This is a genomic window from Luteimonas sp. A649, from assembly GCF_054072735.1.
In genome coordinates, this window is record NZ_JBSVRQ010000001.1 from 1,438,120 (window position 1) to 1,451,986 (window position 13,867).

9 protein-coding genes are annotated in these 13,867 nt (G+C 69.9%); 3 read left to right on the forward strand and 6 right to left on the reverse strand.

Features of this window, described 5'->3' with window-relative positions:
* The 3 genes from phaE to ACW5E8_RS06675 form a co-directional block, all read right to left on the reverse strand.
* On the reverse strand, positions 1–1,563 hold the full coding sequence (gene phaE, locus ACW5E8_RS06665) for a class III poly(R)-hydroxyalkanoic acid synthase subunit PhaE (RefSeq protein ID WP_456964682.1): 1,563 nt from the start codon (positions 1,561–1,563) through the stop codon (positions 1–3).
* A 59-nt stretch (positions 1,564–1,622) separates the two neighbouring features.
* The gene (locus ACW5E8_RS06670; RefSeq protein ID WP_456964683.1) at positions 1,623–2,243 is read right to left on the reverse strand and encodes a CDP-alcohol phosphatidyltransferase family protein; all 621 of its coding nucleotides are present in this window, start codon (positions 2,241–2,243) and stop codon (positions 1,623–1,625) included.
* Between the two features lie 162 nt (positions 2,244–2,405).
* Complete coding sequence (locus ACW5E8_RS06675) at positions 2,406–4,271, reverse strand: 3-hydroxybutyrate oligomer hydrolase family protein (RefSeq protein ID WP_456964684.1); 1,866 nt, start codon at positions 4,269–4,271, stop codon at positions 2,406–2,408.
* A 138-nt stretch (positions 4,272–4,409) separates the two neighbouring features.
* Between ACW5E8_RS06675 and ACW5E8_RS06680 the strand changes: the two genes are divergently transcribed.
* Together ACW5E8_RS06680 and ACW5E8_RS06685 are read left to right on the forward strand one after the other, a co-directional pair.
* On the forward strand, positions 4,410–5,213 hold the full coding sequence (locus ACW5E8_RS06680) for a 3-hydroxybutyrate dehydrogenase (protein ID WP_456964685.1): 804 nt from the start codon (positions 4,410–4,412) through the stop codon (positions 5,211–5,213).
* A 25-nt stretch (positions 5,214–5,238) separates the two neighbouring features.
* Positions 5,239–5,910, forward strand: a complete 672-nt coding sequence (locus ACW5E8_RS06685; RefSeq protein ID WP_456964686.1) for a response regulator — start codon at positions 5,239–5,241, stop codon at positions 5,908–5,910.
* Between the two features lie 8 nt (positions 5,911–5,918).
* Here the strand turns inward: ACW5E8_RS06685 and ACW5E8_RS06690 are convergent, their stop codons facing one another.
* From ACW5E8_RS06690 to ACW5E8_RS06700, 3 genes are all read right to left on the reverse strand, one after another.
* Positions 5,919–6,407 (reverse strand): NUDIX hydrolase, encoded by a 489-nt coding sequence (locus tag ACW5E8_RS06690; protein WP_456964687.1) that lies wholly within the window; start codon positions 6,405–6,407, stop codon positions 5,919–5,921.
* A 40-nt stretch (positions 6,408–6,447) separates the two neighbouring features.
* A complete protein-coding gene (locus ACW5E8_RS06695; RefSeq protein ID WP_456964688.1) occupies positions 6,448–9,795 on the reverse strand; it encodes a hybrid sensor histidine kinase/response regulator in 3,348 nt (1,115 codons plus the stop codon).
* 103 nt (positions 9,796–9,898) lie between these two features.
* Positions 9,899–12,154: a TonB-dependent receptor gene (locus ACW5E8_RS06700; protein ID WP_456964689.1), complete on the reverse strand. Its 2,256-nt coding sequence runs from the start codon at positions 12,152–12,154 to the stop codon at positions 9,899–9,901.
* A gap of 170 nt (positions 12,155–12,324) precedes the next feature.
* Here ACW5E8_RS06700 and ACW5E8_RS06705 point away from each other — a divergent pair, with 170 nt between their 5' ends.
* Positions 12,325–13,728, forward strand: a complete 1,404-nt coding sequence (locus ACW5E8_RS06705) for a GntP family permease (protein WP_456964690.1) — start codon at positions 12,325–12,327, stop codon at positions 13,726–13,728.
* Positions 13,729–13,867: the final 139 nt, after the last annotated feature.

A 13,867-nucleotide genomic window follows, 5' to 3' on the forward strand; every position in this document is an offset into this window, starting at 1 on the left:
TCAGCGCGTCCCCTTCTTCACGGATTTCTTCGTCGTCGACGCCATCGGCGCGGGTGCCCGTGGCATCGCGCCGGCGATCGCGCCGCCGAAGCTCCTGCCGGCGGAGGAGCGTCCGCCGCTCGCCTTCGTGGCGCGCTTGGCGACCTTCCCGGCCGGACGCTTGGCAGCGCGCGTCGTGGCGGCCTTTGCAACGCGCTTCACCGCCCTCTTCGCTGACTTGGCTGTCTTGACCGCCTGCGTAGTCTTGGCCGTCTTCGCAGGCTTGGCTGTCTTGGCTGTCTTGGCTGTCTTGGCTGTCTTGGCAGGCTTCGCGGCACGGGCCGGCGCGCTCTCCGATACGCGCTTGGTCACACGCTTCGTCGCCTTCTTCGCAGCACGCGCGGGAGCGCGCTTCGTCGCAGCCTTCGTCGTGCTGCGTGCGGCCGTCTTCTTCGGCGCCTTGGACGTGCGCCTGGCCGCCACAGCGGGTTCTCCAGCGGACACCGTCGGCGCCGCAGGCTCTGATACAGGCATCGAAGCAGTCGCAGACGCCTGCCGACGCTGTGGCGCCGCCGACGCGCGCGCACCACCACCCGTCCCGCCCGCCACCGCATCGCGGAGCCGCCGTACCTCGCGCTCCAGCTGCGCCAGCTTGCGGTGTGCGCCATCGAGTTCGCTGCGGGTGGGCATGCCCAGCTGCGTGCAGGCGTCTTCGACCATGCGCTGCACGCCGCCGCGCACGCGCATCTGCGCGTTGACCAGTTTTCCGTACACCTCGCGGAACTCGGGCGACAGCGCGATCTCGGCGTAGGCCTCCTCGGCGGCATCGATCCAGAGGTCGAACAGGGCGCGCGCCGACTGGATCTGGCGGTTTGGTTCCTCGTGGTCGATCAACCTGCTTTCGAAGATCACGAACGCTTCCTGCTGCGCCTTCAGCATCAGCGCAGCGTAGGCACTGGACGCCTGCTGGTACTCGGCCACGTGGCCGGCCAGCGCCTGCAGGCGCTCCTGCTGCTCTCGCCCGGAGCCGAAGGCCGGCATCCGCAGCAAGGCCATGCCCTCGCCGCGCACCGCGTCGAGCCAGGGCGAGGCATCCTCGACCCACTGCTCCAGGCCCTGCAGTCCGTGGCCGCGCATGCTGCGCAGCATCTCCGGGAACGGGTTCTCGCCGCTGGCGCCCAGCGCTTCCTTCCAGGCGCGCGCGACGTCGACCGCACTGGCTTCCTGCCCGGCGAAGCGCGCGGCGACCTCCTGCATGCGCCCGTACCAGCGGCGCGCCTGGCTGTTGAAATGCGTGAGCGCATCATTGGCTTCGGTGCGGCCGCCGTGGGCCAGCTGCGTCCACCAGTCCAGCAATTGCTGCCAGGCCTCCGCGCCCTGCGGCGATACCTGCGGTCCGGACATGCCCGGCATCGCACCCATTCCGGGCACCGCGCCCAATCCGGGCATCGCACCCATGCCAGGCATTGCGCCGAATCCAGGCATCGCGCCGCTGCCCGGCACCGCGTCGCGCAGCGCATCGCCCCAGGCAGCCCAGTAGCGCCGTGCCAGTGACTCGAAATCGTCCCGTGGATTCACCGACATCGCGCACCTCCATCTGTTCCACCGATCATAGCAATGCGCGATGTCGGCGCCAGCGCGGATCAGGGCTTGGGGATGCGGATCGTCTTGCTGATCATCAGCGAGCCCGAAAGCGCATAGACCAGCACCAGCGGATGCAGCTGCCAGGGGCCGAGCTGCCACTGCCCCAACCAGATCGCGTCGCCCAGCGCGCCCTGCCAGGCGGCCACCGCCAGCAGCAGCACGATCGCCACGCTGCTGGGGATCGGCGTGCCTTCGAAGTACTTCACCTTGTCGCCGCCATCGGCGAGCGTTTCGGCGGTGACGTTGTAGCGCGCCAGCCGGCTCACGCCGCAGCCGACGAAATAGCTGAGCACCACCCAGTCCCAGCCGCCCTGTAGACCGCAGGCGTAGCCGAGCGCGGCCGGGGCGACGCCGAAGGAGATCACATCGGCCAGCGAATCGAGCTCGCGGCCCAGCGTCGAGGCCACCTTGCGCCAGCGCGCGACGCGGCCGTCGAGCGCATCGAACACGAAGGCCAGTGGGATCAGCGCCATGCCCAGCATCAGGTCGCGGATGCCGCCTTCCTGCAGGTAGCGCATCGCCGCGAAGATGGCACCGGTACCGCAGACCGCGTTGGCGAGCGTGAACCAGTCCGCGAGCTGGAAGTCGCGGATCATCGAAAAGTGTCGCTGGCGGGTCATCGCCGTTCCTGTCGCGGATGGGAGGCCAGCATGCCAAACCGGCCGTCACGGTGGGAGCAAGTGGTTCCTGCCGGGCGCCGGATCGCGGCTATAGCCGCTCCCACAACGGCGCTTTTTTTGTGGGAGCCGCCATAGCGGCGACAGGCATTGCCGCACGGCCATTCAGCGCGGAATGGCCAGGTGCGAGGCCTCCAGCGCCGCCGTGCCGCGCGGCGTCGTGTCGATCACCGCATCGGCGGGCAGTGCCGCGCCATCGAGATGCGCATCGACGCGGTCGAGTGCTTCGTACACATAGGGCAGCAGGGGCAGGTAGCGCGCGGCGTAGTCGGGCAGCGCCAGGAAACCATCGAAATGCTGCACGTTGCGCACCTGCCAGTAGCGCACGTCGCGGCCCGCGGTGCGGGAGTGGGCGACGTAGGGCGCACTGCTGAACGCGACCGGGATCAGGCCGTCGTCGAGACCGTGCACCACCACCACCGGCAGCCCTTCGCGCGGCGGCGCGGCGCGGGTGGCGGCGATGCCGGCACGCACGCGATCGGCATCAGCGCCCTCGCCCGTCCACAGCTCGCGCAGACACTGCAGGCCCTTCAGGGTGAGGTCCGGCGGGGCCATGCCCGCATCGACGAGGCCGACGCCCGAGCCCGGCGGGATGCCGCTGGCATCCGACCACCAGGCTGCGCGCTCGGCGGCGGTTGCCACCCGTGGCAGGAAGTCGGTGCCTTGGGCGGCGAAGGAAAAGCCACAGGGACCCTCGCCAACGCCGTAGCGGCCATAGGCGCTTGCGTAAGTCGCGGCCACCGCACGCCACAGGTCGAAGCCCGCGGACAGCGCACCGGCGCGCAGCGCCTCGTCGGTCCAGCCGGCGTCGCGCAGTGCGTCGTGGGCCTCGCGCGCCTGTGCGGCGGTGTCGGCACCGGACAGCAGCCCCCCGGCGGCAAGTGACGCGCAACGCGCGGCATACAGCGGCTTGACCTGGGTGAGCAGCGGCGGCTGCGGCAGGTTGTCCATGTCGAGCAGCGCGCAGGGCATCAGCAGCGCGGCTTCGGTGGTGTAGTCGTAGAGCGTGCGTCCACCCTGCCCGTCTACGTAAACGTTCGGTTCCCCGGCGACAACGGCATCGAGCCAGTCGCCCTCGAGCTCCGCCGCGCGCAGCACCGCGCCGCCGCCGTTGGAGATTCCGACCGCGATCACGCGGGTGTTGTCGAAGGTGAAGGGCGCCTGCGCGGGCAGCGCGTCGTCCAGCGCCTGCAGCGCGAACTCCGCGGCCTGCTTCACGTGGCGGCCCCAGTCGGCCTCGGGGTTGTCCCGCGAGTGCGCGTGCTTGAAGGCGACGCCGGTCGCGCCTGCGGGCGCATCGGGTACGAAGGCGAGGTCGCTGGCCGTATCCTTCGCCGCGGCGCGACCATCAGCCCCGAAGCCGATGCCCGCATCCAGGTCGAAGTAGTCGCTGCCCGCGCCCTTGTCGGTATAGGCCACGGCGCAGCCGCGCGGCAGGCCCCAGGCGCCGGCCACGGCGATCGATCCGTAGATGCCGCGCGAACCCGAAGACGCGGTCACCACCACGCAGCGCTTTGCGGCATCGAAGCCGTCGGGCAGCTGCAGCAGCACGCGGTGCGGATGCGTCGCGCCCGGCACCGTGGCGTAGGCCGAGAACTCGCGCCCCGGCACAGCGTCCATGCTGCCGTACAGCACGCCGTAGCCGCCGCCGGGACCGAGATCTGCGATGCCGCGCCAGTTGCTCCACAGCGCACGGCGACGCAGCTCGGCGGCGGTCGGCGCTTCGGCATCGGCGAACGCGGGCGGCACCATCTGGCGCAGGCCGTCGATGCCGAGTCCGGCGGTGAGCAGGTCGTCGCCATCGCGGTGCATGCTGCTGCGCTGGTATTCAAACATCACGGCCTCCGTGGTGGCGTCGCGCGTTGACTGCGAAGCGCAGCCGGCAATCGCCGCGGTCACGGCCAGCGCCACCGCGGCGGAGCGCAGGCGCGCCCTGGGCGCAGGCAGGATCCGATGCTGTGTCTCGCGCACGTGCGCCACCTTCTGGTACGGGGAATGGCCTGCACCGTAGCAGTCGACAGCGCCGCCGGCATCGTACTTTTGTACGCAGGGATGCGGGGTGGCGATTTGCTACCGTGGACGTCCTCCCCGCACCCCGCAGCCGACGCCATGACCGACACCTTCCTTTCCGGCCGCACCGCGCTGGTGACCGGCAGCACCTCGGGCATCGGCCTGGCGATCGCCTGCTCGCTGGCCCAGGCCGGCGCCCGTGTGGCGATCAACGGCCTCGGCGACGAATCCCAGGTCAACGCGGCGCTCGACGCCGTGCGCGCCGCGGGCGGCCGTGACGTCCGCCACTTCGACGCCAACCTGCTGGACCCGGACGCGATCAGCAAGATGATGGCCGACATCGACGCCTGGTCGCCGATCGACGTGCTGGTCAACAACGCCGGCATCCAGCACGCGGTGCCGCTGGCCGAGATGCCGGTCGGCAAGTGGGACGCCATCATCGCCATCAACCTGAGCGCCGCCTTCCACACCATGCGCCTGGCGATGCCGGGCATGTCTGCGCGCAGCTTCGGCCGCGTGGTCAACATCGCCTCGGTGCACGGCCTGGTGGCGTCCAAGGACAAGGCGCCCTACGTCGCCAGCAAGCACGGCATCGTCGGCCTGTCCAAGGTCGCGGCGCTGGAATACGCCGCCGTCGGCAGCCGCGATGGCGGCGGCGTGACCGTCAACTGCATCTGCCCGGGCTGGGTGGAGACGCCGCTGATCGAGCCGCAGATCGAAGCCCGCCGCAACGGCGGCAGCCGCGACGATGGCGTGCGTGCGCTGCTGGCCGAGAAGCAGCCCAGCCTGCGCATGACGCTGCCCGAAGAGATCGGCGCGCTGGCGACGTGGCTGTGCCGCCGCGAAGCGCACAACGTCACCGGCGCCTCCTTCCCGGTCGACGGCGGCTGGTCGACGCAGTAACGGCCGCGGACGACCAAGCAGCATCATGGCCACCCTGCTCATCGCCGACGACCACCCGCTGTTCCGCGCCGCCATGCGCGGCGCTGCTGTGGAAGCCGAGGCCGGCACCGAGACGCTCGAGGCCGGCACGCTCGACGCGACCCTCGCCCTGCTGGAGTCACGTCCGGACATCGATCTGGTACTGCTCGACCTGCACATGCCGGGCAACCACGGACTGGCCGGGCTGGCCGCGATCCGCGCCCAGTTCCCGGCGGTCGCCGTGGTGCTGGTGTCGGCGAACGAAGATCCGCAGGTGGTACGGCGCGCGCTCGACCACGGTGCTGCCGGCTACATCCCCAAGAGCGCCGGCCTGGACGAAATGCGTGACGCGATCCGCACCGTGCTGGCCTGCGAAGAGTGGCTGCCACCGGCGCTGCGCGGCGCCGTGTCGCGCGCGCACTCCACGCCCGGCGACGCCGACCTGGCCGCGCGCCTGGCCAGCCTCACACCGCAGCAGTTCCGCGTACTGGCGCTGGTGGCGGACGGCCTGCTCAACAAGCAGATCGCCGACCGGCTGGACGTGCAGGAGCGCACGGTGAAGGCCCACCTGTCGGCGATCTTCGAGAAGCTCGGGGCGCGCAACCGCACACAGGCCGGCGTGATCCTGCGGGAGCTTGAACTCAGCGACCCCGCGCGCCAGGTCGAACGCGAGGCCTGACTCCGCGCTCAGGTGCGCGAGAACGCCCAGGACTGCATGCGCCCGTCGCGATAGGGCATCACGCCGTGGAAGGCGCGCGGGTCGTCGTCGAACACCAGCGGCACGAAGTGGCGATCACCTTCCCACAGCGGCAGCTCGAGCACGCTGTCGACGTCCACCCACTCCAGCGTGCCTTCCGGATTCGCCGCCAGCGGCGTGCCGGTGAACTCCGTGACCAGGAAGACGAAGGCGAACCAGTCCTCGCCATGCTTGCCGAAGCCCGGCCAGCTGATGGTGCCGCGCAGTTGCATGCGCGTGCATTCGATCGCGGCCTCTTCGCGGATCTCCCGACGCATGCAGGCGAGCGCGTCCTCGTTCGCCTCGAGCTTGCCGCCCAGGCCGTTGTACTTGCCCAGGTGGAGGTCGCCGGGGCGCGCGTTGCGGTGGATCATCAGCACGCGGCGTCCGTCGGGCGAGAGCACGTAGCCGAGGGTGGCCAGGATCGGGGTGTAGGGCATCGTGGCTGCGACAGGCGGAGGGCCGGTGATTGTAGGGCGCTCAGCCCGCGCGTCCGTGCCGGACCCACATCCGGCCCAGCATCGATTTCAGCGCCAGCGGCCGCACCGGCTTCTGCAACAGGCCCAGTCCATGCTCGGCGACCTCGCGTCGGACCGCATCCGTAGCGTCGGCGGTGAGCACCAGCGCGGGCACGCTGCCGAAGCGCGCCGACAGCCGCTGCCAGGCCTGGATGCCGGTGTCGCCGTCGTCGAGGTGGTAGTCGAGCAGCCACAGGTCCGCGGGGCGCGCGGCGTGGGCCGCGACCGCGGCATCGGCATCCGCGGCCAGGTCGACGCTGCAGTTCCAGCCGCGCAGGAGCGCGGCCAGCGATTCCAGCGCCATCGGATCATTGTCCAGCAGCAGCACGTGCGCACCGGCGATGCCCGCGCGCACGGCCGGGACGGCAACGGCATCCGCCGGCGCGGCCACGCGCGACAGCGTGATCGCAAACAAGGTGCCCGCGCCGGGACGACTGCGCAGCTCCACCCGCGAACCGAGCAGCCGCGCGATGCGCTCGGCGATCGCCAGCCCCAGCCCCAGTCCCTGCCCGCCCACGCCTTCGCCACGGCGGAACTCTTCGAAGATCAGCGCCTGCTGCGCCAGGTCGATGCCCGGGCCGGTGTCGTGCACTTCGATGCGCAGGCCGCCGTCGACCCGGCGCACGCCCAGCAGCACGCGGCCGCGCTCGGTGTAGCGCACGGCATTGGCGAGGAAGTTCTGCAGCACCCGCCGCAGCAGCTGCGGATCGCTGTGCGTCCAGGCGGCGCTGGCCACGTGGTTGAAACACAGGTCCCGATCCTCGGCCAGTGCGCGGAACTCGGAGGCCAGTGGCTCCAGGACTTCCGCCAGCGGGAACGCGCGGGGCTGTGGCACCAGTCCACCGGCCTCCAGCCGAGCCATGTCGAAGAGGCCGGTCAGGAGGTCGGTGGTGGAGTCGAGCGCGCCGCGGATCTGGCCCAGCGATGCCTTCCTGCTGCCCTCGACCTGCTCAGCCAGCGCATCGGTGAACAGCTGCGCTGCATGCAGTGGCTGCAGCAGGTCGTGGCCCACCGCGGTCAGGAAGCGGCTCTTGGCCTCGTTGGCGCGCTCGGCCTCTCGCCGTGCCTGGTCGAGGCTGGCAGTGCGCTCATCCACGCGCTGCTCCAGCGTCTCGTTGCTGCGCTTGAGCTCGGCCTCGGTGCGACGGAAGGCGGTGACATCGGTGAACGTGGCGACGAAGCCGCCACCGGGCATCGGATTGCCACGGATCTCGACGATGCCGCCGTCCGGGAACACGCGCTCGCTGACGTAGGGCGTGCCGGACTGCATGTGGCGCATGCGCTTGGACGACTCGGCATCCACGCGTCCCCTGATGTCCCCTGCGAGCCCACGCTGGAGGTTGTGCACGACCAGGTCCGCCACCGGCACGCCGATGCGCAGCAGGCCTTGCGGATAGCCGAACAGCTCCGCATAGCGGCGGTTCCAGGCCACCAGCCGCAGCTCGCGGTCGACCACGCTGATGCCCTGGCTCATGTTCTCCAGTGCTGCCTGCAGCACGCGCTGGTTGAAGCGCAGGTCCTGCGAGGCTTCGCCGACGATTTCCGCCACCGTGTCCAGGTCCGGCCCGGCCTCGCGGCGCGCGGCATCGAGCAACAGGCGCGCCGAGGCGCTGCCGAGGACGGCGGACAGTTCACGCTCCAGGCGTGCCTCGATCACCGACGGCACCGGCCCGCTCGCGGGTGCGCCGCGCAGCAACTCGTCGACGGCGCGCACCGGAAGGAAGCGTCGCCCCGCCTGGCGCAGGGTCCGCAGGTCGGAGCCACGCGCCACGTCGCGATCCGGCGCCGACAGCCAGGCTGACAGCGCGAGCGTGGTGGCGATGCCCACGAACAGGCTGGCACCCACCGCACGTCCCAGCCGGCTCCAGCCGGTCAGCCCGAAGAGCGTGTCCGGCGCCAGCCAGGCGATGCCCCAAGGCCCGGCCATGAGCCAGGTCCCGTCGCCGCCGGTGAGCTCCACCAGCATCGGCGACAGCGTGACCCAGGCCCAGGCGAGGAACGATGCCAACACGCCCCAGGTGGCCGCCGCGGCCGGCGTGCGCGTACGCCATACGGCGCAAAACAGCGCTGGCGCCAGCGTGGCCAGGGCCGAGAACGAGACACCGCCGATGTCGGCCAGGGCTTCGCTGCCGACGATCACGCGGCTGTAGGCCCAGGCCAGCAGCATCACGGCCAGGATGCCGGCGCGACGCAGCGCCAGCAGCGCGCCACGATGGTCGTCGTCGCCGGCGCGACCCACCGCCCACGCACCGCGCAGCAGGCCGGGCGTGAACCAGTGGTTGCCGATCATCAGGCTCAGCGCCAGGGTGCTGACCACCACCATGCCGGTGGCCGCGCTGAGGCCGCCAAGGAAGGCGAACAGCGCCAGGCCGTCATGCCCCAGCGCGGCGGGCAACGCCAGCGCGTACATGTCCGACGGCACGCTGTCGCCGAGCAGTGCGGTACCGGCGCGCGCCAGCGGCAGGGTCGGCAGCGCGATCAGCACCAGGTACAGCGGGAACTGCCAGCGCGCGGTGCGCACATCGCGCTCGTCGCGGCACTCGACCACGCCGACGTGGAACTGGTGCGGCAGGATGAACATCGCCAGCCCGCCCAGCAGCACCAGCGGCATGAAGCCACCCACCGGCTGTGGTGGCGGCGGCGGCGCGGCGACGTCGAAATCACCGAGCCCGAACCAGACCAGGGCCCCCAGTGCCAGCATCGCCGCCAGCTTGAACAGCGATTCGAAGGCCATCGCCAGCACCAGGCCGCGGTTGTGCTCCGTGGCGCTGGCCCGGCGCGTGCCGAAGGCGATGGCGAACACCGCCATCGCCAGCGCGACGTAGAGCGCGCCATCGCGCCAGGGCGCAACCACCGCGGCGACCTCGCCAGGGCTGGTCAGGGTGGCAAAGCTCATCGTCACCGCTTTCAGCTGCAGCGCGATGTAGGGAACCATGCCCAGCAGCGCCACCAGCGTCACCACCGCCGCAAGCCAGGGATCCTTGCCCAGCCGCGTGGCGATGAGGTCGGCGATGGAGGTGGCGTTGCTGGCGCGGGCCAGGCGCACCAGGCGCACCATGAAGCCGATGGCCAGCGCGTAGAACACGATCGCACCGAGGAAGGTCGGTGGCAGCGGCCAGCCGTAGCGCGCCGCCTGGGTCACCGTGCCGTAGAAGGTCCAGGACGTGCAGTGCACCGCCAGCGACAGCGCGTAGACATGGTGCCAGTGGCGCGCCAGCGTCCCGGGCCGGCGTTCGGCATACACCGCCACGCCAAACAGCAGGACCAGCCAGAGCGTCGCGGCCGCGACCACCATGCCGACGCTCAGCATTGCCCTGTATCCCCTGCCTGTCTGCCCTGGACCGTGGGCATCGAGCATAACGCAGCGGCGGGCCGAAGCCCGCCGCCGTGATCACCGCATGGAACGGTGGCGGTCAGAAGTTGTAGCGGACCGACATGTACCAGTTGCGCGGCAGGCCGTAGTAGGCGGTCTGGATGTTGCCGACGCTGGCGAACTCCTGGCCTTCGGTCTTGTAGACCTCGTCGGTCAGGTTGCGCACGCCGGCGCGGACCTGCCAGGTGTACTGCGGCGAATCCCACACGCCGAACGCGCCGTACAGGGTGTACGCGCCCTGGCTCAGCACGTCGCGGTTGTCCACCGACAGCCAGGTCTTGCCGCGGTAGGACGCATCCACGCCGACGCCCAGGTGGCCCGCATCGCCCAGCGAGAAGCCCTGCTGCAACGCGACGCGTGCGGTCAGGTCGGGCGAGAACGGCACGTGGTCGTGGTTGAGGTTCGGATCGAAGCCCGGGTACGTCGGATCGAGGCGGAAGTCGTCGAAGCGGTCGTACTCGGCATCCAGCCAGCCCACCTGCGCGCTGAGCATGGTGGCCTCGCCGAAGAGCGCGCTGCCCTCGAACTCGATGCCCACGATGTCGAGTTCGGCGGCGTTGAGCACCGGGAAGGTGCCGACGTCCTGCGAGACGCGGGCCTGGAAGTCGCTGTAGTCACTCTTGAACGCCGCGACGCTGCCGCGCAGGCGGCCGTCATCGGACGCGGCCTTCAGGCCGAGCTCGTAGGTCCAGACGTATTCGGGATCGAACTTCGCGTTCTGGGTGTCGTACACGGTGTTGGCGCGGCCGTTGAAGCCACCCGACTTGAAGCCGCGGTTGGCGGAGAAATAGCCCATGACGTTGTCGCTGAAGGCCTTCTGCAGGCTCACCGAAGGAGTGACCGCGGTCCAGCTGGCCTTGGCCTGGAAGGCGACGGTCTCGTTGATACCCGAGAAGGGCGCGCCCCAGAAGGTGCTGGTGGTCCGGTCGTATTCCTTCTCGTCCTTCGTCCAGCGCACGCCGGCGGCGAGCGTCCAGGTCGGGGCGAACTCCCAGTTGGCGTGGGCGAACGCGGCGACGCTGGTGGTGGTCAGGTCATCGTCGATGGTGCGCAGGAACGACAGCGGTGCGCCGAACAGGGCGAACAGGTCGTCGGCATAGGCCTCCTGGTAGGAGGGCACGTCCTCGCGCATGTAGTACGCGCCGAAGGTGGCCTGCAGGTTGCTGCCGTTGTCGTACTGCAGCTGGAACTCCTGGCTGGTCTGCTCCTGGTCGAGCGACACCAGCACGTCGCCAAGCTCGAATTCGCTGGCGTCGATGTCGATGAACGAGTCCGTCTTCAGGCGGCGGTGCGAAGTGATGCTCTTGAACAGCCATTGCTGGTTGATGTCCCACTCCATGGCCAGCGAGGCACCGGAGTGCTCAAGCTTCTGGCCGTGGCCGGGCGCCATGAACGAGGTCTGCGAGCGGTGGTTCCACTCACCGGTCTCGCCCGGCTGCAGCACCACCACGCCCAGGCCGAGGTCGGTCTGCAGCAGCGGCGCCATCGGCCGGCCCATGGTCGGCGCGACGTCCTGCTCGGTGTGGTCGAACGACAGCGTCGCGCGGAAGGTGTCGCTGGGCTGGAACGCGATCTTGGCGCGGATGGCCTGGGTGTCGTCGTTGTTGTAGTGACGCCCGGTGACGCTGTCGCGCACATAGCCGTCGTTGCGGATCGAGGCCGCGGCGACGCTGGCGGCCACGGTGTCGCTCAACTGGCCGCTGGCGTAGGCGCGCACTTCCTGGCGGCCGTAGTCGCCGATGGTCAGCTCGGCCGCGCCGCCGCTGTGGTCGAAGGGATCGCGCGTGGTGATCTTGATCGCGCCGCCGGTGGAGTTCTTGCCGTACAGGGTGCCCTGCGGGCCGCGCAGGACTTCGACCTGCTGCACGTCGAACAGCGAGAACATCGAGCCGTTGATGCGCGAGTAGTAGACGTCGTCGACGTACATGCCCACGCCGGGGTCGAAGCTCTGCAGCGCGTCGGGCTGGCCGATGCCGCGGATGAAGACGTTGACGCTGTTCGCCGAGCCGCGGCCCTGCACGATATTGAGATTCGGCACCGCGCCCTGCAGGCCGCTGACGTCGCTGGCCTGGAGGTCCTTGAGCTGCTCCTCGCCGAAGGCGCTGACCGCGACCGGCACGTCCATGATCGATTCCGTGCGGCGGCGGGCGGTCACGGTGATGGTGTCGAGTTCGGTGGCACTGCGCGCGGACGGGGCCTGGTCGGCATCGGATTCCTGCGCGTGCAGGCCCGGCGCGGCCAGGGCCACGACGATCGCCAGGCTGAGGGTGGTGGCGCGAATATGGACAGGCTTCATGTGATCCCCTGGAATCTTCGTTGCGCGCGGCCGATTTGCCGCGTGGTGACAAGACTAGGGAGGGGACCGCTGCGGCGGCATCGTACCTTCGGACAATGGGCCGTGGCCGCGCCCGGCGGGAACACTGTCGTCCGTGGAGTCGCGCGCCGCGCGACCGCAAGGGATCCCCGATGTCGTTCCTGATCGTGCTCGCCGCGCTGGTCTTCCTGATGTATGTCGCCTACCGCGGCCACAGCGTGATTCTGTTCGCCCCGATCGCGGCCATGGGCGCGGTGCTGCTCACCGACCCCTCGCTGGTGGCGCCGATGTTCACGGGCCTGTTCATGGACAAGATGGTCGGCTTCCTGAAGCTGTATTTCCCGGTGTTCCTGCTGGGCGCGGTGTTCGGCAAGCTGATCGAGATCTCGGGCTTCTCCAAATCGATCGTCGCCGCCACCATCCGCGTGGTCGGCGCGCAGCGCGCGATGCTGTCGATCGTGATCGTCTGCGCGCTGCTGACCTACGGCGGCGTGTCGCTGTTCGTGGTGGTGTTCGCGGTGTATCCGTTCGCGGCCGAGCTGTTCCGCCAGAGCGACATTCCCAAGCGCCTGATCCCCGGCACCATCGCGCTCGGCGCGTTCACCTTCACCATGGACGCGCTGCCGGGCACGCCGCAGATCCAGAACATCATCCCGACCGCTTTCTTCGGCACCGACACCTGGGCGGCGCCGGTGCTGGGCACCATCGGCGGCGTCTTCATCCTCGCCGTCGGCCTGTCCTACCTCGACTGGCGGCGGCGCGTGGCCGAGCGCGCCGGCGAGGGCTACGGCGACCCGACCCTGCTCCGCAACGAACCCGAGCCCTTCGTCGGAAGCCGGCTGGCGCATCCGTTCATCGCCCTGCTGCCGCTGGTGATGGTGGGCGTGTCCAACCTGGTCCTGACCAAGCTGATCCCGGGCTGGTACGGCGACAGCCACAGCTTCATCCCCGCCGTGGTCGGCAACCCGGCGCCGGTGGTGCAGGAAGTGGCGAAGATCGCCGCGATCTGGGCGGTGATGGGCGCGCTGCTGATCGGCATCGCAACGGTGATGGTCTTTGCCTGGAAAACGGTGTTCACGCACTTCGCCGAGGGCACGAAGTCCGCCATCGGGGGCGCGCTGCTGGCCTCCATGAACACCGCGTCGGAATACGGCTTCGGCGCCGTCATCGCGGCGCTACCCGGCTTCCTCCTGGTGGCCAATGCCCTGGGCGCGATCCCGGATCCGCTGATCAACGAAGCGGTCACGGTCACCGCGCTCGCCGGCATCACCGGCTCGGCCTCGGGCGGCATGTCGATCGCGCTGGCCGCGATGGCCGACACCTTCATCGCCAACGCGCAGGCCGCCGGCATCCCGATGGAAGTCCTGCATCGCGTGGCCTCGATGGCCTCGGGCGGCATGGACACCCTGCCCCACAACGGCGCGGTGATCACCCTGCTGGCGGTCACCGGCCTGACCCACCGCCAGGCCTACAAGGACATCTTCGCGATCACGATCATCAAGACCCTCGCGGTGTTCGTGATCATTGGTGTCTTCTACGCGTTCGGGGTGGTCTGAGGGCCAGCGGCCCCACGCTGCTCATTGCGAGCGTCGCAACGAGAAGCGAAGAAACCAACAAAAGAGCGATCTTCATACTTACCCTCACTGACTGCTGACCAGCATCGGTTTAACCGAAGAAGCTGGCCCTCGCGGGCAG

Bases quoted from the DNA above. Each gene is read 5' to 3' on its own strand.
- ACW5E8_RS06685 (WP_456964686.1), top strand. From the start codon at position 5,239: ATGGCCACCCTGCTCATCGCCGACGACCACCCGCTGTTCCGCGCCGCC.
- ACW5E8_RS06670 (WP_456964683.1), bottom strand. From the start codon at position 2,243: ATGACCCGCCAGCGACACTTTTCGATGATCCGCGACTTCCAGCTCGCG.
- ACW5E8_RS06690 (WP_456964687.1), bottom strand. From the start codon at position 6,407: ATGCCCTACACCCCGATCCTGGCCACCCTCGGCTACGTGCTCTCGCCC.
- ACW5E8_RS06680 (WP_456964685.1), top strand. From the start codon at position 4,410: ATGACCGACACCTTCCTTTCCGGCCGCACCGCGCTGGTGACCGGCAGC.
- ACW5E8_RS06695 (WP_456964688.1), bottom strand. From the start codon at position 9,795: ATGCTGAGCGTCGGCATGGTGGTCGCGGCCGCGACGCTCTGGCTGGTC.
- ACW5E8_RS06700 (WP_456964689.1), bottom strand. From the start codon at position 12,154: ATGAAGCCTGTCCATATTCGCGCCACCACCCTCAGCCTGGCGATCGTC.
- ACW5E8_RS06705 (WP_456964690.1), top strand. From the start codon at position 12,325: ATGTCGTTCCTGATCGTGCTCGCCGCGCTGGTCTTCCTGATGTATGTC.
- phaE (WP_456964682.1), bottom strand. From the start codon at position 1,563: ATGTCGGTGAATCCACGGGACGATTTCGAGTCACTGGCACGGCGCTAC.